General features: G+C 71.2%; 16 protein-coding genes. 11 read left to right on the top strand and 5 right to left on the bottom strand.

Annotation, left to right across the window (positions count from 1 at the left end):
* The first annotated feature begins 85 nt into the window (after positions 1-85).
* A complete protein-coding gene (locus AC07OD_RS13250; protein ID WP_369640899.1) occupies positions 86-691 on the top strand; it encodes a DJ-1/PfpI family protein in 606 nt (201 codons plus the stop codon).
* A 15-nt stretch (positions 692-706) separates the two neighbouring features.
* On the opposite strand, the gene AC07OD_RS13245 is transcribed toward AC07OD_RS13250, so the two are convergent.
* Together AC07OD_RS13245 and AC07OD_RS13240 are read right to left on the bottom strand one after the other, a co-directional pair.
* On the bottom strand, positions 707-1,279 hold the full coding sequence (locus tag AC07OD_RS13245) for an NAD(P)H-dependent oxidoreductase (protein ID WP_494597046.1): 573 nt from the start codon (positions 1,277-1,279) through the stop codon (positions 707-709).
* A 139-nt stretch (positions 1,280-1,418) separates the two neighbouring features.
* A complete protein-coding gene (locus tag AC07OD_RS13240; protein WP_494597016.1) occupies positions 1,419-1,883 on the bottom strand; it encodes a MerR family transcriptional regulator in 465 nt (154 codons plus the stop codon).
* A 165-nt stretch (positions 1,884-2,048) separates the two neighbouring features.
* On the opposite strand from AC07OD_RS13240, the gene otnI reads away from it, so the two are divergent.
* The 5 genes from otnI (at position 2,049) to AC07OD_RS13215 (ending at position 9,151) form a co-directional block, all read left to right on the top strand.
* Positions 2,049-2,861, top strand: coding sequence for a 2-oxo-tetronate isomerase (gene otnI, locus AC07OD_RS13235; RefSeq protein WP_494597015.1), 813 nt, complete (start codon positions 2,049-2,051; stop codon positions 2,859-2,861).
* Positions 2,862-3,078: 217 nt separating this feature from the next.
* Positions 3,079-5,079 (top strand): methyl-accepting chemotaxis protein, encoded by a 2,001-nt coding sequence (locus tag AC07OD_RS13230; RefSeq protein ID WP_218339362.1) that lies wholly within the window; start codon positions 3,079-3,081, stop codon positions 5,077-5,079.
* 130 nt (positions 5,080-5,209) lie between these two features.
* A complete protein-coding gene (locus AC07OD_RS13225) occupies positions 5,210-6,454 on the top strand; it encodes a GGDEF domain-containing protein (protein WP_218297205.1) in 1,245 nt (414 codons plus the stop codon).
* A 174-nt stretch (positions 6,455-6,628) separates the two neighbouring features.
* Positions 6,629-8,116, top strand: coding sequence for a M20 family metallopeptidase (locus AC07OD_RS13220; protein ID WP_494597013.1), 1,488 nt, complete (start codon positions 6,629-6,631; stop codon positions 8,114-8,116).
* 153 nt (positions 8,117-8,269) lie between these two features.
* The gene (locus AC07OD_RS13215; protein ID WP_218297032.1) at positions 8,270-9,151 is read left to right on the top strand and encodes an alpha/beta hydrolase; all 882 of its coding nucleotides are present in this window, start codon (positions 8,270-8,272) and stop codon (positions 9,149-9,151) included.
* A 65-nt stretch (positions 9,152-9,216) separates the two neighbouring features.
* Here the strand turns inward: AC07OD_RS13215 and AC07OD_RS13210 are convergent, their stop codons facing one another.
* Positions 9,217-9,702, bottom strand: a complete 486-nt coding sequence (locus AC07OD_RS13210) for a YidB family protein (RefSeq protein ID WP_494597010.1) — start codon at positions 9,700-9,702, stop codon at positions 9,217-9,219.
* Positions 9,703-9,926: 224 nt separating this feature from the next.
* Positions 9,927-11,285 (bottom strand): M20/M25/M40 family metallo-hydrolase, encoded by a 1,359-nt coding sequence (locus tag AC07OD_RS13205; protein ID WP_369640896.1) that lies wholly within the window; start codon positions 11,283-11,285, stop codon positions 9,927-9,929.
* A gap of 168 nt (positions 11,286-11,453) precedes the next feature.
* Here AC07OD_RS13205 and AC07OD_RS13200 point away from each other — a divergent pair, with 168 nt between their 5' ends.
* Positions 11,454-12,377 (top strand): LysR family transcriptional regulator, encoded by a 924-nt coding sequence (locus tag AC07OD_RS13200; RefSeq protein WP_218297035.1) that lies wholly within the window; start codon positions 11,454-11,456, stop codon positions 12,375-12,377.
* Here the strand turns inward: AC07OD_RS13200 and AC07OD_RS13195 are convergent.
* Positions 12,374-13,549, bottom strand: coding sequence for an MFS transporter (locus AC07OD_RS13195; protein WP_369640895.1), 1,176 nt, complete (start codon positions 13,547-13,549; stop codon positions 12,374-12,376). The genes AC07OD_RS13200 and AC07OD_RS13195 overlap by 4 nt on opposite strands.
* Positions 13,550-13,745: 196 nt before the next feature.
* Between AC07OD_RS13195 and ubiU the strand changes: the two genes are divergently transcribed.
* The 4 genes from ubiU to ubiT all read left to right on the top strand — a co-directional run bounded on the left by ubiU (position 13,746) and on the right by ubiT (position 17,088).
* A complete protein-coding gene (gene ubiU, locus AC07OD_RS13190) occupies positions 13,746-14,780 on the top strand; it encodes a ubiquinone anaerobic biosynthesis protein UbiU (RefSeq protein ID WP_218339364.1) in 1,035 nt (344 codons plus the stop codon).
* A gap of 193 nt (positions 14,781-14,973) precedes the next feature.
* Positions 14,974-15,903, top strand: a complete 930-nt coding sequence (locus tag AC07OD_RS13185; protein ID WP_218339365.1) for a U32 family peptidase — start codon at positions 14,974-14,976, stop codon at positions 15,901-15,903.
* Between the two features lie 18 nt (positions 15,904-15,921).
* Positions 15,922-16,542, top strand: a complete 621-nt coding sequence (trhA, locus tag AC07OD_RS13180; protein WP_494597006.1) for a PAQR family membrane homeostasis protein TrhA — start codon at positions 15,922-15,924, stop codon at positions 16,540-16,542.
* 18 nt (positions 16,543-16,560) lie between these two features.
* Positions 16,561-17,088, top strand: a complete 528-nt coding sequence (ubiT, locus tag AC07OD_RS13175; RefSeq protein WP_369640892.1) for a ubiquinone anaerobic biosynthesis accessory factor UbiT — start codon at positions 16,561-16,563, stop codon at positions 17,086-17,088.

Here is a 17,088-nt window from a genome sequence, read left to right as displayed (position 1 = left end):
TGATTGTATTGAACACCGCCGATACCATGGGTTCCACTGTTCATCCACCGCCGGCGGGGGCCGTTTTCCCGCCAGGAGAAGCGCCATGCGCATTGCCATACTGACGTTCGAAGGTTTCAACGAGCTGGACTCGCTCATCGCCCTGGGTGTTCTCAACCGGGTGAAGAAGCCGGGCTGGCAGGTGTGCCTGGCCTGCCCCGCGCCCCGGGTGCGGTCCATGAACGGCGTGGTGGTGGAAGCGCAGGCGCCGCTGTCCTGGGCCCGCACGGCCGATGCCGTGCTGGTGGGCAGCGGCATGCAGACGCGCGAGGTGGTGAACGACGCATCCCTGATGGCGCAGATGGACTTCGATCCTGCCCGCCAGCTGCTGGGCGCCCAGTGTTCGGGCACGCTGGTGCTGGCCCGCCTGGGCCTGCTTGGCGGCGTGCCCGCCTGCACCGACCTGACCACGAGGCCCTGGGTGCAAGAGGCCGGGGTCACGGTGCTGAACCAGCCCCTGGTCGCACACGGCAACATCGCCACGGCCGGCGGCTGCCTGGCCGCGCCGTACCTGGCCGCGTGGGTGATCGCCCGGCTGGAAGGCGTGGAGGCCGCGGAAAGCGCGCTTCACTACGTGGCTCCGGTTGGCGAGAAGGAGGCGTACGTGGCCCGCGCCATGGGCCACCTTGAAAAGTACCTGGCCCCGGCCTGAACGGGCGCCGCGGCGTCAGGGCGATGCGGGGGCCCGCGGCGCGGGGCTGGCGCCCGCGGTGCCGGGTTTCGCGCCCCTGCGCCGCCCCAGGTCCCGCGCGTGCGCCACCCAGCCCGCCAGCCGCTCCTTGCTGGCGGTGCGCACCGGCCCGAAGCTGTGCACCCGCACGGGCCGGATGCCGCAATACTCCAGGATGGCCTTCTTCATCTGGTGATGCCCCGGCATGCGCGTGACCCAGCGGAAGTACCAGGGCGGTGAATCCATGGTCACCAGCAGTTCGCCGGAGCGCCCTGCCAGCAGCCTGTCCCACAGCGGCGAGCCGGCGCGGTACTTGAACGCGTAGCCGGGCAGGAAGGTGCGGTCGATGAAACCCTTGAGCAGCGCGGGCATCGCGCCCCACCAGATGGGGTAGACCCACACGAGGTGTCCGGCCCAGCGGATGTCGGCCTGTGCGGCGGCCAGATCGGGCTCCAGGGGCTGCGCGGCGCCGTAGCCCAGGAACAGCGGATCGAACGCCAGCTGCCCCACGTCCAGGAACCGCACCTCGGCGCCCGCGTCCAGCGCCCCTTCGGCATAGGCGCGGGCCATGCCCGCGCACAGGCTGGCGGGCGCCGGGTGGCCCAGGATGACCAGAATGCGTTGTTGTGCCACAGAACCTCCATCACACACGTTGTTGTCGATGGCGCCATGGTCACCTTGCCCCACGGGGCAGAGTCAAGCAGCTGGATCAAGCCGGCGCGCGATGCGGCGCGCCCCGCGCCACCGGGGCGGTGAATTGCCGGGCGTCGCGGGCCGCGGGCGGAACCGGCGCGGCCACGGCGCAGGCCTGCGCCGTGGCGGGCACGGCCATACCGTCGCAGGCATGCAGTTGCGCCTGCAGCTGCGCCAGTTCGGCATCGAGCGCCTGCAGCCGCAGCAGCTCCTGCGCCACCGCCACCCGCCGGGCCGCCACCCGCTGCGCCATGCGGTCCCCGCCCTCGGCGGTGTGCATCTGGTCCAGGCCGTCGAGTTCCGACAGCCGAAAGCCCAGGGCCTGGGCCTGGCGGATCAGCTGCACCTGGGCCACATCGGCCTCGCCGTACTGGCGGTAGCTGCCGTTGCGCGCCACGGTGCCCAGCAGGCCTCGCCCCTCGTACAGGCGGATGGCCTTGGGGGTGGTGCCGGTGCGTCGGGCGAGTTCTCCAATGCGCATGCGTGTGTCCTTGGTGTACCGTCAGGCTGCTATTGAATATATAGCTGTTCGCGCTTGTCCATGCAGTGCCAGGGGCTGTTTTGAGCCTATTGCTTCGCGGCGGGGCGCCCAGGCCCCCATGCCGCGCGATAAGCTGCCGGGTCCCGACGCCCTCCACCGCCTGCCATGCCCCAGTTTGCCGCCAACCTGAGCCTGATGTACACCGAGCTGCCGTTCCTGCAGCGCTTCGAGGCCGCCGCGCGCGACCGGTTCACCGCCGTGGAGTTCCAGTTTCCGTACGCGTTCGCGCCCGCCGAGGTGGCCGCGCGGCTGCAGGACAGCGGCCTGCAGCTGGTGCTGTTCAACGCCCCGGCGGGCGGCACCGACCGCGCCGGCATGGCCGCCGCCTGGGAGCACGGCGCACGCGGCACGGCCGCGCTGCCGGGGCGCGAGGGAGAGTTCCGCGCGGGAGTCGAGGAAGCCCTGCGCCATGCCGAGGTGCTGGGCTGCCCGCGCATCCATGTGCTCTCGGGCACCGTGCCGCCGGGCGTCGAGCGCGAATCGCTCAAGGACCTGTGCGCGGGCAACCTGCGCTGGGCGGCAGCGCAGGCCGCGCGGGCCGGGCGCGAGATCCTCATCGAGCCCATCAACCTGCGCGACATGCCGCGCTACTTCCTGAACCGGCAGGACCATGCCCACGAGCTGCTGGATGCGGTGCAGGCCGACAACCTCAAGGTGCAGATGGACCTGTACCACTGCCAGATCGTGGAAGGGGACCTGGCGGCCAAGCTGCGGCGCTACCTGCCCACGGGCCGCGTCTCGCACATCCAGATCGCCGGCGTGCCCGGCCGCCACGAGCCCGACACCGGCGAGCTGAATTACCCCTACCTCTTCGACACCATCGATGCCCTGGGCTACCGCGGCTGGGTCGGCTGCGAATACCGGCCGGCGGCCGGCACCTCCCAGGGCCTGGGCTGGATGAGGGGGAAGACCCCCTGATCCGCGTTGGGCCGTCCCCCCGGGGGGGCCCCGTTTCGCACGCTATGGTCCATGCACGGGCCGCGTCGAGGTACGCAGCTTTGCGTAAGGGAATGCGTGAATAAATGTAACAAGCCTCCGGACTTAGAGTGAAGCAGCGTGTTCTCAGGCGTTTGAGAACCCTTTCTGAGACCGGCCCAGCCGGCTTTGGGCTTTCAATCTCCAGGAGACATACCGCATGGCCGCTTCCCTTGCCAACAACCGTTCCGTCGCCCGGCAGGTCACGCTGGCGGCCATTGCGCTGGTGGCCCTGGTGCTGGTGTTCGTGGGGCTGGCCATCGCCGTGCTGACCGAGCGCAGCACGCGCGCCCAGGTGGTGGCCAGCGTGGGCGACACGGCGCAGAGCGTGGCCCAGTCGCTGGACGCGGCCGACAACACCAACCGCGAACTGGTGCAGCTCACCATGCGGGGCTTTCAGCGCTACTTCGAGGGCGTGATGCACCTGGACGAGGCCACGGGCGAGCTGCGCAGCTACGGCGCGCTGGTCAACGAGGACTACGGCTCGGTCGACAAGTTCGCCAGCGAGACGGGCGGCATCGCCACGGTGTTCGCGCGCAAGGGCGAGGACTTCATGCGCGTGACCACGTCGGTCAAGAACGACAAGGGCGAGCGCCAGCAGGGCACGCCCCTGTCCCGCGACGACCCGGCCTACGCCACGGTGGCCAGGGGCGAGCCCTACACCGGCGTCACCGTGGTGGGGGGCAAGCCCTACATGGGCCACTACCTGCCGTCCAAGGACGCCTCGGGCAAGGTGATCGCGCTGCTCTTTATCGGCAACGACATCAGCGTGTTCCATGCCATGCTGCAAAAGCAGGTGGCGCAGACAAAATTCTTCGAGCACGGCGGCACCTACGTGGTCAACCCCGGCGCCTCGCTCGACAAGGCCGTGTTCGTGTACCACCCCACGGCGCGCGGCAAGCGCGTGCTGGAGGCCTACCCCGAGGCGCGCCCCTTCTTCGAGGCGCTGGCCGCCTCCGGCGACGGCTTCGTGCGCGAGGCCGCGCCCGTGCTGGGCGCGGGCGCCACCGACCCCTGGGCGCTGGTGCGCAAGACGGGCGGGGGCTGGTGGGTGGTGGCCGAGGTGGCCGACGGCGAAGCCATGGCCAGCCAGCGCCGCGTCACGCTGGCGGTGTGGGGCCTGATGGCCCTGGCCGTGGTGCTGCTGGCCATCGGCCTGTTCCTCATGCTGCGCCGGGGCGTGAGCCGCCCGCTGCAGGACCTCACGCAGGCCATCACGCTGGTGGCGCAGGGCGACCTCACCGAGGAATTCCGCACCACGCGGCGCGACGAGATCGGCGCGCTGGTGCAGGAGGTCGAAGGCATGCGCCAGCGCTACACGCAGATGCTGCAGCAGGTGCGCACGGCGGTGGACAGCATCACCACCGCCAGCGCCGAGATCGCCAGCGGCAACCAGGACCTGTCGGCCCGCACCGAGGCCACGGCCAGCAGCCTGGCCCAGACGGCACAGAGCATGGAGCAGCTCACGTCCACGGTGCGCCAGTCGGCCGATGCCGCGCGCCAGGCCAACCAGCTGGCCAGCACCGCCGCCGCCGTGGCCGCGCGCGGCGGCCAGGTGGTGGGCGAGGTGGTCACCACCATGGGCGACATCAACCAGAGCTCGCGCAAGATCGCCGACATCATCAGCGTGATCGACTCCATCGCCTTCCAGACCAACATCCTCGCGCTCAACGCGGCGGTGGAGGCGGCGCGCGCGGGCGAACAGGGCCGGGGCTTCGCGGTGGTGGCCAGCGAGGTGCGGTCGCTGGCGGGGCGCAGCGCCGAGGCGGCGCGCGAGATCAAGGCGCTCATCGGCGCCTCGGTGGAGCGCGTGGAGTCGGGCGCGCGCCTGGTGCAGAACGCGGGCAGCACCATGGACGAGATCGTGGGCTCTGTCCAACGCGTGGGCGACATCATTGGCGAGATCACGGCGGCCTCGGGCGAGCAGTCCGACGGCATCGGCCAGGTGAACACGGCGGTGAACCAGCTCGACCAGATGACCCAGCAGAACGCCGCGCTGGTGGAGCAGTCCGCCGCCGCCGCCCAGAGCCTGCGCGACCAGGCGCAGCGGCTGGCCGGGGCGGTGCAGGTCTTCAAGCTCTCGCGCGGCCCCGGCGGCGAGCCTGCGCCCGCGGACCGGCCGGCCTTGGCAGCGTCCCCCGCCCCCGCCCGGCTGCGCTGACGGGCCCGGGCCTGCGGGGGCCGGCGGCGGGCCCGGCGCGGGCGGCTTGGCAATTGATCGGTTCTCGCGCCCGATTCCATGGTTTATGCTGGGCTGAACTTCCTTGTCCGCACAACCCCACCTGCCCGCCATGGCCGCCCATGTTCCCACCATGCTGGCAATGATCATTGTCAGCTCGCTGATGATGGCGGCCTCCATGGCCGTGGTGGGCTGGGGGCGCCGGCGCGACGGCCTGGGGCGGTGGGCCGCCGCCCTGCTGGTCAATGCCATGGGGCACCTGCTGATCATGCTGCGCGGGCAGGTGCCGGACGCGCTGTCCGTGGTGGTGGGCAACCTGCTGCTGTCCTGCGTCTTCGTGGGGATGATCGCGGCGATCTACCAGTTCCAGGGCCGTCCGGTGCGGTGGCTGCTCTTGCTCACGCCGTCCGCGCTGGTCACGGGGTTCGTCATCGCATTCATCGACAACTTTCCGGCGCGCGTGAGCTTCGTGGGCCTGGCCATCGGCCTGCAGGCCGTGTGGGCCCTGGCCGCGGCGCTGGAGCGCCGCCATGCCACCGTGGGGCGCGGCCAATGGCTGCTGGTGGCGGGGCTCGGGCTGGAGGCGCTGGTCCTGGGCGGCCGCGCGCTGCTGGCCCTCAGCGCCAGCGAGGCGGCCACCGGCATCCTGCAGGGCAGCGCCCTGCAGACCCTGACCTTCATGGGCACCGTGTCGGTGGTGCTCATCAGCTCCATGGGCTTCGTGTTCATGTCGCGCGACCGCGCGGACGAAAACAACCGCATCATGGCGGCGCTCGATCCGCTCACGGGCGTGGCCAACCGCCGCGCGCTGATCGCCGCGCTGGACCGCGACGTGGCGCGCGCCGTGCGCACGCGCGAGTCCATCGCGCTGATGATGGTGGACATCGACCATTTCAAGCGCGTGAATGACCGCCACGGCCACCCCGCGGGCGACCAGGTGCTGTGCAGCGTGGTCAGCGTGCTGAAGGAGCGCGTGCGGGCGCAGGACCTCGTGGGCCGCTACGGCGGCGAGGAATTCATGGTGGTGCTGCCCGACACCACCCTGCTGGGGGCCGAGCAGCTGGCGCGCGAGCTGTGCAAGGCGGTGGAGGAATCGCGCTGCCGCGTTCGCCCCGCCGGCGCCGCCGATGCCGATGCGGGCGTGGGCATCGCCGTCACCGCGAGCATCGGCGTCTTCGGCGGCCGGCTGGAACCCGGCGACAGCTGGGACATGCTGATCGCCGCCGCCGACCGCGCGCTCTACCAGGCCAAGGAGAACGGGCGCAACCGCGTCGAGGTGGCCACGGCCCTGCGGCGCCCCGCCTCCCAGATGGCGGCGCGGGACAACCCCGAGACCCACCCGGCTTCCAGGTATTGAAATGCCTCCCCGCGCCGCCCTCCCTCAGGGGGCGGCGCCCGCTGCGCGGGGGCTGGGGCGCGTGCGGCGTCCGCGCCCGCCGTGAAGGTCTCTGCGCGCCCACCGTGGCGTCCGCGCGGGGGTTGTGTTGGAATGCTGTTTTTGGTCCCCCAGAGACTTTTTCAGGAGAGCCCCATGAATGCCCGTGTCCCCCACCAGATCCTGCAACCTGCACTCGCGCTCGAGCGGGTGAGCCAGGCGTGGGACGACGATATCGTGCGCCAGCTCACGGACTACATCGCCATCCCCGCCAAGTCGCCCATGTTCTCGCCCGACTGGGCCGAGCAGGGCCTGCTCGACACCGTGGTGCGCAACGCCGCCGCGTGGGTCGAATCGCAGAAAGTCGAAGGCCTCACGCTCGACGTCGTGCGCCTGGAAGGCCGCACCCCCGTGCTGTTCTTCGAGATCGCATCCACGCAGCCCGGCGCGACGGACACCGTGCTCATGTACGGCCACCTCGACAAGCAGCCCGAGTTCTCGGGCTGGCGCGGCGACCTGGGCCCCTGGACGCCCAAGTACGAGGACGGCAAGCTCTATGGCCGGGGCGGCGCCGACGACGGCTACGCGGTCTATGCCAGCATCGCGGCCGTGCAGGAATTGAAGCGCCAGAACGTGCCCCACCCGCGCATCGTGGGCCTGATCGAGACCTGCGAGGAAAGCGGCTCGCGCGACCTGCTGCCCTACATCGATGCCCTGAAGCCCCGCATGGGCAACGTGGCGCTGGTGGTGTGCCTGGATTCGGGCGCGGGCAACTACGACCAGCTGTGGCTCACCACCAGCCTGCGCGGCATGGCCACCGGCACGCTCAAGGTCGAGATCCTGACCGAAGGCATCCACTCGGGCGACGCCTCGGGCCTGGTGCCCTCGTCGTTCCGCATCATGCGCCAGGTGCTCGACCGGCTGGAAGACAGTGCCACCGGCCGCCTGCTGCCCCAGAGCTTCCACTGCGAGGTGCCCCCCGACCGCCTGGCCCAGGCCCGCGCCACGGCCGCCATCCTGGGCGAAGAGGTGTACAAGCGCTTCCCCTGGGCCCATTACGACTGCGGCGGCGCCACCACCTTCGCCCTGCCCACCACCACCGACCCGGTGCAGGCCCTGCTCAAGCGCACCTGGGAGCCCACGCTCAGCGTCACCGGCGCCGAGGGCTTCCCGGCGCTGCAGGACGCCGGCAACGTGCTGCGCCCCTACACCGCGTTCAAGCTCAGCCTGCGCCTGCCGCCCCTGGTGGATGCCGGCCAGGCCGTGCAGGAGCTCAAGGCCCTGCTCGAAGACAACGCGCCCTACCAGGCCAAGGTCACCTTCCAGGGCACGAGCGGCGCCACGGGCTGGAACGCGCCCAGCGCCACGCCCTGGTTCGAGCAGGCGCTCAACGACGCCTCGCAGGCCCACTTCGGCGCGCCGTGCGGCCACATCGGACAGGGCGGCACCATCCCGCTCATGAACATGCTCAGCGAAGGCTTTCCCACCGCGCAGATGATGGTCTGCGGCGTGCTGGGCCCCAAGAGCAACGCGCACGGCCCCAACGAGTTCCTGCACGTGCCCTACGCCAAGAAGCTCACCGCCGCCGTGGCGCAGGTGATCGCGGCCATGGCGGCGCAGCAGGCCACCGCCGTGGCGGCCTGAACCCCACCGCGCGCATCGCCGCCCCCGCGCATGTGCCCTGGCGCTGTCTCCTCCCCCGGTGTGTGGATGCAGCCGCCCCCCTTCCCCCGCACCGCAACGCGCGCCGCCAGGGCGCTGGCCCGGCCGGCCGCGTTGCCTTGAGCCCGTTCCACCATGTCCTCTGACTCCATTGCGTCCACCCTGAGCACCTTGACCACCTTCACCGCGGGGGATGGGGAAAACCTGGCGGTGCAGGACTGGCCCCTGGTGGGGCGCGGCGTGCCGGCACGGGGCACCGTGCTGCTGGTGCACGGCCTGGGCGAACACGTGGGCCGCTACGACGCCCTGGCGCGGCGCCTGAATGCCTGGGGATTCGCCGCGCGCGGCTACGACCAGTACGGCCACGGCGAGTCGAGCGGCCCGCGCGGCGGCCTCACCTCGGACATGCGGCTGCTGGACGACCTGGCCGACATGGTGGACGCCACCCGTGCCCGCATGCCGGCCGGCCAGCCCCTGGTGCTGCTGGGCCACAGCATGGGCGGGCTGGTCGCCTCGCGTTTTGTGTCCCTGAACCTGCGGCCGGTGGATGCGCTGGTGCTCTCATCCCCCGCGCTCGACGCGGGCTTGGGCGCCGTGCAAAAACTGCTGCTGGCCACGCTGCCGCGCATCGCACCGAACCTGCGCGTGGGCAACGGGCTGGATGCGCAGTACCTCTCCCACGACCCGGCCGTGCCCGCGGCCTACCTGGCCGACCCGCTGTGCCACGACCGCATCAGCGCGCGCCTGGCGCGCTTCATCGCCACGGGCGGCCCCGCCACGGTGGCCCGCGCCGCGCACTGGAGCGTGCCCACGCTGCTCCTGTGGGCGGGCAGCGACAAGCTGGTCAATCCCGCCGGCAGCCGTGCCTTCGCGGCCGCCGCGCCCCGGGCGCTGGTGCAGTCGCACGGCTTCGAGCCCTTGTTCCACGAGCTGTTCAATGAAAGCCCCGAACTGGCCGCGCCGGTGTTCGACATGCTGCGGCAGTGGCTGGAGCGGCGCTGCCCGGCGGCGGGGTGAGCGCCGCCGCAGCGGTTTCGGGCCAGAATGGCCGGTAGCGCTTGTCCATCAAGCGCTGAAAGCTACTATTTTTGTAGCAAACCGCCCAGCATTCCAAACAGGTCGCTGGACGTTCCAAACCCGCCCTGCGGCGCCTCGCCGCGCGGGCTGAGCTGGTCGATCAGGCCCGGCAGCACCTGGGCCAGCTGGCCTGCCGCCGCGCCGGAGCCCACGCCCAGCTGCGCGGCGATCTGCGACAGCGGGCCGCTGCCCAGCACGTCCGAAAGCTGCTCGCCCGAGATGGCCTGGTTGGGCCCCGCGCTGAGCCAGGAGGTGATCACGTTGCCCAGCCCGGCCTGCTGGAACCGGGCCATCAGGCCCGGCAGTCCGCCCACCGGGCCATCGTTGCTGATGAGGGACATCACGGCCTGCACCAGCTGGGGGTTCTGCGCGGCCAGGCTCAGCAGGCCACCCAGCCCGCCGGCGGCACCGCCCCCGCCGGCGGAGCCCTGGGGGCCGCCCTGTGATGCGCTATTGATGACGGCACCCAATACGGAATCGAGCAAACCCATGGTGATCTCCTGCAGAAGGGGGTAAAAAACGGCCGAGCGCCGGCCCGGGGCCGCTCACGGCCCTGGGCCCGGTACCAGCGATGGTACGCATCCGCGCCCTGGCCCCAGTGTCAACAATCGTGAATTCCCCTACCGCCCGTGCGTGGGCGACGGGCTGGGCCGGCAAGGCTGGCAGGTGCCGGGCCGCCGGCCAGGGCGTGGCGGGAGGGCCCGCCGCCCGCCGTTCACTGGCTGCGCGCCGGGCGTTTCTCCAGCAGGGGTTCGCTCACGCCCTGCACCCCCACCAGGCCCAGCACCGTGACCAGCGAGGTCTGCGCGCCCTGCCAGGCATCGGTCAGGTCGATCCACTCCGACAGCGCATGGAAACCACCGGTCTTGCCCCCGCCCCCGATCACGATGGCCGGGATGCCCAGCGACATGGGCACGTTGGCATCGGTGCTCGCGCCACCCAGCACCGTCTTGCGGCCGAACGCGGTGTTGGCGCGCACGGCGGCTTCCACGATCAGCGAGTCCGCCGCCGTGCGGCCGCCGGGGCGGTCGCCGATGAGCCTGGTGGAGGCGGAGAGCGTGTTCACATTCCAGCGTGCGTTCTCCTCGGCCACGGCGGTATCGATGGCCGAGAGCACCTGCTTTTCGGTGGCCAGCAGCGGGGCCATCTCGTCGGAGCGGATGTCCACCGCCATGCGCGCATCGGGCGCGATGGTGTTCACCGAGGTGCCGCCGCCCACCGTGCCCACGGTGAAGGTGGTCTTGGGGCTCTTGGGGGTGCGGATCTCGGCGATCCTGGCGATGGCGCGGCCCATGCCGTGAATGGCGCTGGGCACCTCGCCAAACGCTGCGTAGCTGTGGCCGCCCGGGCCCTTGAAGGTCACCTCGTGGCGGTGGCTGCCCGTGCCCAGCACCAGCACCGTGCCGTCGGGCGCGGGCTCCAGCGCCACCAGGCCGTCAATGTCCAAGTGCTCCTTGAACAGATGCTTCATGCCGCGCAGGTTGCCCAGCTCTTCCTCGCCCACATTGCCCACGAACACCAGGTCGCCCACCGTGGCGACCTTCTGGTCGTTGAGCACCTTGAGCCACGACAGCAGCACGGCCAGGCCGCGCGTGTTGTCCGAGATGCCGGGCGCATAGAGCTTGCCGTCGCGCTCCTTCACCTTCACGTCGGTGCCGGCGGGGAAGACGGTGTCCAGGTGGGCCGAGATCACGAGCTTGGGCCCGCTGCCCGTGCCCTTGCGGATGCCGACCACGTTGCCTTCGGCGTCGATGGCGGCGCTGGCCAGGCCCAGGGCCTTCAGGCGTGCGAGGAAGGCCTCGGCGCGCCTTTGCTCCTTGAACGGTGGCGCCTCGATCTCGGTGAGCATGCGGAGGTCTTGCGCCGCGCGGTCGTGGTCGGCCTTCACCGCGTCGAGCAGCTTCAGGATCTGGGGCGCCGCCATGAGCTGCGTGTAGGCCTGGTCCACGGCCGGGCGCAGCGTGGTGGGCGTGGCGGCGACGGCGCCTTGCGCGTGGGCGGCAGGGCCCAGCAGCGCGGCGGCCAGCGCCACGGCGCCGGGAGTGAAGCGGAAGATGGAGGCAGGGTTCTTCATGGTCGGGATGATGGAGAGTGCGGAGTTGCGAAGGAAGGGGGGCCCGGCCAGACGCGGGCCGCGGCATCCGGTGCGCGCGGCGCCTGGCACGCAAGCGCCCTGCAATTGTTGGACCGATTGGCGGGGCGCGGTTCTGCTTTAATCTGCCGGGCCGACAGTTTTTCTTACATGCGCCAGCACATTCCCAGCACCCGCGCCCTGCTCGTTTTCGATGCCGTGGCGCGCCACCACGGCGTGAGCAAGGCCGCCGAAGAGCTGTGCCTCACGCACAGCGCCGTGAGCCAGCAGCTGCGCCTGCTCGAAGGCCAGCTGGGCCTGCAGCTCGTGCAGCGCGGCGCGCGCGGCTCCACGCTCACCGAGGCGGGCCGCCGCTACCACGCGCAGGTGGTGGGCGACCTGCTGCGCCTGCAGAACCACACGCTCGAAGCCATGGCCCAGCGGCCCGACGGCGCGCGGCTGCTGGTGGGCTGCGTGCCCGTGTTCGCCGAGCGCTGGCTGCTGCCGCGCCTGCCCGCCTTCCTGGCCACGCACAAGGGCTGCAGCCTGCACCTGCAGGTGTACCCCACGCACACCTACATGCAGGAGATCCCTTTCGACGTGGCCGTGCAGTACAACGACGCCGCCTGGCCCGGGGTGCAGCCCGTGCCGCTGATGAGCGAGGTGTGCGTGGCCGTGTGCGCTCCCGGCTCGCGCCACCGGCGTGCGATGGAGCGCGGCGACTTCCGCGCGGTGCCGCTGCTGCAGCTGAGCTCGCGGCTGGGCGCGTGGGATGCGTGGTTCACCCGCGCGGGCATCACGCGCGTGCCGGCGCACAGCCTGGGCGGCCACCGGTTCGACCTGTTTTCCATGCTGGTCGAGGCGGTGCGCGCGGACCTGGGCATCGGCCTGGTGCCGCACTACTTCGTGGAGCGCGAGCTGCTGTCCGGCGAACTGGCGCTGGCGCATCCCCACCATGACAGCGGCCTGCGTGGCTACAGTCTCTTCGTGGCGCAGGGGCGGCAGGAAGACCCCGCCGTGGCCGCGTTTGCCCGGTGGCTCGCCCACGCGGTCGCGGTGCCGGGCGGTGCCGGCACCGGAGCCACGCGGGCCTAGACGGCGCGCCGCCGCCGGGCCGCGAGCCAGGCGAGCGCCAGGCCCGTGACCACGATGGGCACCAGGGACCCGGCATTGAGCAGCGTCCAGCCCTGCGTGGTGACCAGCACGCCGGACGAGAACGAGCTGAGCGCCAGCGTGGCGAACACGCAGAAGTTGATGGCGGCCTGGGCGCGGTCCTTTTCCTCGGGGCGGTAGGCGGTCATGGACAGCGTGGTGGCCCCCGTGAACAGGAAGTTCCAGCCCACGCCGAGCATGAACAGCGCGATGCCGAAGTGGTGCAGCTCCACGCCCATGAGCGCCACGGCCACGCAGGCCAGGTTCAGCAGCACGCCGGCGCCCATGATGGACAGCACGCCAAAGCGCTTGATGAGGTGGCCGGTGACGAAGCCGGGCGCGAACATGCCGATCACGTGCCACTCCAGCACCAGCGCGGCCGCATCGAAGTTGAAGCCGCACACCTGCATCGCCAGCGGCGTGGCGGCCATCAGCAGGTTCATCACGCCATAGCCCAGCGCGGCGCCCAGGATGGCCACCACGAACGCGGGCTGGCGCATCAGCTCGGACAGGGGGCGGCCCGCGACGGGCTGCCCCGCGGCGTCGCGCCGCGCGGGCTGCGCCTCGAAGCGGATCGCCGCCATGCACAGCATGGACAGCAGGGCCACGCCCATGAGCACCACGTAGGCGCCCGCGAAAGGCACCGGAAACAGCGTGCGCGTGGCGCTGGCCAGGTTCGGCCCGGCCACGGCGCCCAGCAGGCCGCCCGCCAGCACCAGCGACACGGCCTTTTCGCGGTAGGCCGCGGGGGCCAGCTCGGCGGCGGCAAAGCGGTAGAGCTGGCCATTGGCGCTGTAGTAGCCCGCCACCACGGTGGCGGCGCACAGCAGCCAGAAACTGGCGCTGAAGGCCGCCCACGCGCACAGGCCGCACGACGCGACCGCCACGGCCAGCCCGATCTGGAACGACACCTTGCGGCCCCACCGGGCCTGGCTGCGGGCCACGAGCGCGGTGGACAGGGCCCCGCCCACCACATAGCCCATCACGGGCAGCGTGGCCATCCAGCCAAAGGGGGCGAGCTGCAGGCCCACCAGGCCGTTGATGGCGATGAAGACCACGTTGTTGGTCAGGAAAAGGCCCTGGCACAGGGCCAGCAGCCACAGGTTCTTGTTCACGGCGAAGGGTGTTGTTGGAATGGGGAAGGAAAGGGTCGAGGCGGGCATGGGCGGCCGGGCCGCGTCAAAGTCCGACTGCATTGCTCTGGCATTGTGCACTCCGGTTGATGAAGATCAGCCGGCGCGCGCAGCGGCCTCGGTATGGTGCCACCCAGTGCTTGGGCTCCCACCGGGGGCCTGCGTTTGAACCAGAGCCATGGAACCCCACAACCCTGCAGAGGCCGCGCCCGCCCTCGAACTCGTCTGCCCCGCCGGCAGCCTGCCCGCGCTCAAGGCGGCGGTGGACCATGGTGCCAGCTGCGTCTACCTGGGCCTGCGCGACGCGACCAACGCGCGCAACTTCGCGGGCCTGAACTTTGACGAGGCGGCCATCGCCAGCGGCATCGCCCATGCGCATGCGCGTGGCTGCAAGGTCTTCATGGCGCTCAACACCTACCCGCAGGCCGCCAACCCGGGGCCGTGGCGCAGCGCCCTGGACAAGGCGGTGGACCTGGGCGTGGACGCGGTCATCCTGGCCGACCCGGGCCTCATGCAATACGCGGTGCAGCGCCACCCCCGGCTGCGGCTGCACCTGTCGGTGCAGGGCTCGGCCACCAACTACGAGGCCATCAACTTCTACCGCGAGCAGTTCGGCATCGTGCGCGCCGTGCTGCCGCGCGTGCTGTCGATGGAGCAGGTGCGCCAGGTCATCGACCGCACGCCCGTGGAGATCGAGGTGTTCGGCTTTGGCAGCCTGTGCGTGATGGTCGAGGGGCGCTGCGCGCTGTCGTCGTATGCGACGGGCGAATCGCCCAACACGCACGGCGTGTGCTCGCCCCCGAAGGCCGTGCGCTGGGTGGAAACGCCGCAGGGCCGCGAGTCGCGCCTGAACGGCGTGCTGATCGACCGCTATGCGCCCGGCGAGAGCGCCGGCTACCCCACGCTGTGCAAGGGCCGCTTCGACGTGGGCGGCGACGAGAACTACTACGCCATCGAGGAGCCCACCAGCCTCAACACCCTGGAGCTGTTGCCCCAGCTCGTGAAGATGGGCGTGCGCGCCATCAAGATCGAAGGGCGCCAGCGCAGCCCGGCCTACGTGGCCCAGGTCACGCAGGTCTGGCGCGAGGCCATCGACCAGTGCCTGGCCCACCCCCACCGCTACGCGCCCAAGACGCGCTGGATGGCCAGCCTGGACCAGGTGGCCGAAGGGCAGCAGCACACGCTGGGCGCCTACCACCGCCCCTGGAAATGAAGAACAACCCCCTGATGCGCTTCGCGCCTTCCCCCTTCTCTCGCCTCGCTTGCGCGATGCGGGAAGGGGGACACCGCCAGCGCGGCGAGGCGGCCCTTGCGCGGCGGTCGCTGGCTTGGGCCGCGCCAGATTCGAACTCCATGCGCCGCTCCCAGCATCTGGATCCCACGATCAAACCCCTGAAGCCCGCCCCATGAAACTCTCTCTCGGCCCCCTGCTGTACTACTGGCCGCGCGACACCGTGTTCGCGTTTTACGAAGCCATGGCCGCCACGCCCGTCGACGTGGTGTACCTGGGCGAGACAGTGTGCTCGCGCCGCCATGAGCTGCGCCTGGCCGACTGGCTGGCGCTGGCGCGCATGCTGCGGGACGCGGGCAAGGAGGCCGTGCTGTCCACCCAGGTGCTCATCGAATCCAGTGCGGACGTGGGCCTGCTGCACAAGATCACGGCCAACGGCGAATTCACCGTGGAGGCCAACGACATGGGCGCCGTGCACTGCCTCTCGCGGCCACCCACCGGGCCGCGGGCCTTCGTGGCCGGGCCGCACCTGAACCTGTACAACGCGCACTCGCTGCAGTGGATGGCGCAGTTCGGCGCCACCCGCTGGGTGATGCCGGTGGAGATGTCGCGGGACGCGCTGTCGGCCGTGCTGGCGCAGCGCCCGCAGGGCCTGGAGACCGAGGTCTTCGCCTACGGGCGCATGCCGCTGGCGTACTCGGCGCGCTGCTTCACCGCGCGCCACCGCAACCTGCCCAAGGACGACTGCCAGTTCAGCTGCCTGCAGCATGCCGACGGGCTGCCGCTGCGCACGCGCGAGAACGAGGGCTTTCTCGTGCTCAATGGCACGCAGACGCAATCGGCCCGCGTCTACAACCTGGCCAACGAACTGGCGGGCCTGCGCGCCTGCGGCGTGGACGTGCTGCGCCTGAGCCCGCAGGCGCAGCACATGCCGCAGGTGGTGGCCGCGTTTGACGAAGCCCGCCACGCGCGCGCCCCCGAGGCGGCCTGCGACCTGGTGGAGCGCATGCAGCCGCTGATGCCCGACCTCCCCTGCGACGGCTACTGGTTCGGCCGCCCGGGCCTGGAGCAGGGGCGCGTGCGGAGCGCCGTGGCGCAGTCCTGACCCGCGGGCCCCCATCGCATGTACGCCGGAGAACGCTTCAACAGCATCAGCCACCTGGCCGGGGCCGTGCTCGCCACGGCGGGCGCGGCCGTGCTCATCACGCTCGCGGCGCGCCTGGGCGACCCGTGGAAGGTGGTCGCCTTCAGCATCTACGGCGCCATGCTGGTGGCGCTGTACGCCGCGTCCACCGCGTACCACAGCGTGCGCCGGCGCGCCGTCAAGGCCGTGCTGCAAAAGCTCGACCACTGCAGCATCTACCTGCTGATCGCCGGCAGCTACACCCCGTTCGCGCTCGTGTCGCTGCGCGGCCCCTGGGGCTGGTCGCTGCTGGGCGTGGTGTGGGGCCTGGCGCTGCTGGGCATCGCGCAGGAGATCTGGTGGGCGCGCGGCGCGCGGGCGCTGTCGCTGGTCATCTACGTGCTCATGGGCTGGCTGGCGCTGGTGGCCGTGGTGCCGCTGTGGCGGGCGCTCACGCCCGGGGGCTTTGGCTGGCTGCTGGCGGGCGGGGCCTGCTACACGCTGGGCATCGTCTTTTACGCGCTGGACCACCGCGTGCGCCATGGCCACGGGCTGTGGCACCTGTTCGTGCTGGGCGGCAGTGCCTGCCATTTCTTCACCGTGTTCTTCTACGTGGCCTGAGCGCCCGATTCCTACCCTATGGCTGCTTTCTCCTCTTCGCCTTCGAACCCGCGGGTGGTTCCCCCTCCCGTGGGGGCCGTGCTGTCGCGCCTGCCCGCCTACCCGGGCTCGGTGCTGCTGGTGACGGCGCTCAACCTCGCGCTGGCCCGGCACCTGCCCCCCGACGTGGGCCGCCTGCTGTTCGACAAGAAGATGCGAGTGCAGGTGCGCGATGCGCGCCTGGCGTTCGACTTTGCCTGGACCGGCCAGCGTTTCGCGCCCCATGCCCCGCTCGCGGCACCCGCCGTGGCGGACCTGACGCTCAGCGCCACGGCCCACGACTTCCTGCTGCTCGCCCAGCGCCAGCAGGACCCCGACACGCTGTTCTTCAGCCGCCGCCTGTCGATGGAGGGCGACACCGAACTGGGCCTGGTGGTGAAGAACGCGCTCGACGCCATCGAGCTGCCGGTGCTGGACCCGCGCCAGTGGGCGCAGAGGCTGGCACCGCGCCAGGTGCTGGACCACCTGCGGCGCCGCCGGGGCCCTGCGCCACGCCACGGAGGGTGA

Source organism: Acidovorax sp. GW821-FHT10E03 (assembly GCF_059415205.1).
The sequence above is the reverse complement of the archived record's forward strand: the minus strand, read 5'-3'. Positions and strand labels throughout refer to the sequence as shown.

Excerpts from the sequence above, each read along its gene's own strand:
- AC07OD_RS13250 (WP_369640899.1), top strand. The coding sequence starts at position 86 with ATGCGCATTGCCATACTGACGTTCGAAGGTTTCAACGAGCTGGACTCG.
- AC07OD_RS13245 (WP_494597046.1), bottom strand. The coding sequence starts at position 1,279 with ATGGCCCGCGCCTATGCCGAAGGGGCGCTGGACGCGGGCGCCGAGGTG.
- AC07OD_RS13240 (WP_494597016.1), bottom strand. The coding sequence starts at position 1,883 with ATGCGCATTGGAGAACTCGCCCGACGCACCGGCACCACCCCCAAGGCC.
- otnI (WP_494597015.1), top strand. The coding sequence starts at position 2,049 with ATGCCCCAGTTTGCCGCCAACCTGAGCCTGATGTACACCGAGCTGCCG.
- AC07OD_RS13230 (WP_218339362.1), top strand. The coding sequence starts at position 3,079 with ATGGCCGCTTCCCTTGCCAACAACCGTTCCGTCGCCCGGCAGGTCACG.
- AC07OD_RS13225 (WP_218297205.1), top strand. The coding sequence starts at position 5,210 with ATGGCCGCCCATGTTCCCACCATGCTGGCAATGATCATTGTCAGCTCG.
- AC07OD_RS13220 (WP_494597013.1), top strand. The coding sequence starts at position 6,629 with ATGAATGCCCGTGTCCCCCACCAGATCCTGCAACCTGCACTCGCGCTC.
- AC07OD_RS13215 (WP_218297032.1), top strand. The coding sequence starts at position 8,270 with ATGTCCTCTGACTCCATTGCGTCCACCCTGAGCACCTTGACCACCTTC.
- AC07OD_RS13210 (WP_494597010.1), bottom strand. The coding sequence starts at position 9,702 with ATGGGTTTGCTCGATTCCGTATTGGGTGCCGTCATCAATAGCGCATCA.
- AC07OD_RS13205 (WP_369640896.1), bottom strand. The coding sequence starts at position 11,285 with ATGAAGAACCCTGCCTCCATCTTCCGCTTCACTCCCGGCGCCGTGGCG.
- AC07OD_RS13200 (WP_218297035.1), top strand. The coding sequence starts at position 11,454 with ATGCGCCAGCACATTCCCAGCACCCGCGCCCTGCTCGTTTTCGATGCC.
- ubiU (WP_218339364.1), top strand. The coding sequence starts at position 13,746 with ATGGAACCCCACAACCCTGCAGAGGCCGCGCCCGCCCTCGAACTCGTC.
- AC07OD_RS13185 (WP_218339365.1), top strand. The coding sequence starts at position 14,974 with ATGAAACTCTCTCTCGGCCCCCTGCTGTACTACTGGCCGCGCGACACC.
- trhA (WP_494597006.1), top strand. The coding sequence starts at position 15,922 with ATGTACGCCGGAGAACGCTTCAACAGCATCAGCCACCTGGCCGGGGCC.
- ubiT (WP_369640892.1), top strand. The coding sequence starts at position 16,561 with ATGGCTGCTTTCTCCTCTTCGCCTTCGAACCCGCGGGTGGTTCCCCCT.